This window comes from Vibrio sp. D173a (assembly GCF_030248475.1).
Map to the genome: position 1 here is coordinate 1 of NZ_JAHGAH010000605.1, position 693 is coordinate 693.

At 41.1% G+C, this 693-nt stretch carries 1 protein-coding gene; it reads left to right on the forward strand.

The features are described 5' to 3' along the window. On the forward strand, positions 1-693 hold a 693-nt coding region (locus KIV40_RS27855), incomplete at both ends, for a hypothetical protein (RefSeq protein ID WP_285352436.1).

Sequence of the window (693 nt, forward strand, 5' to 3'; positions counted from 1 at the left end):
GCTTCAACTAATAGCGAACTATTGCCCAAACCTCCTGAAACGTTTCCAAAATTTGTCAAAGAAACCCTCGATGACTATGGTTTTGATTTGGCCAATCTTACTGAGCAGCAGTGGTCAGAATTCATAAGCTTATCGGCCATTGATTACTTTTCAGAGCAACTTAGTCCAGAAGTCGTGCTTTACATTGCAATGACTCTCAACGACCAAGAACTGATAAGCAAACTTATTGGTCAGGGTGTCGATATCGATAAGCGTGTAAAAATGCAAAATTTTAGCTATCCGCTACGTTTTGCAGCAGTAAACTCAAACATCGAGTTATTTTCGCAACTGGTTGATGCTTCACAAGACATCAACGCAAAGATCTACAGTCCGCTGATTCGAATGATCAGTCGCTCCAATCAAGAAGTGAGTGTTCAGCGTGAGAAAATTGATTATCTACTCGCATCTGGTTACGAGCTCATCGATACCTATAAACACATCATCCCGTTAGTCACTTTTGGTGATGCAAATAATAACCCCTATATTGCGGAACAACTCAGCAGGTTTGACCCAAACCGAAAGGGAAATGGTGGTCTGGCTTTAGTAAACTTGATTGCTTCAGGTGCTAGTGACGATATAGTGATGACAATGATAAACAAGCTTGATCGTAACTTAGATGAGGATGATGCTAGCAGTCTTATATTTGCGGCTCTG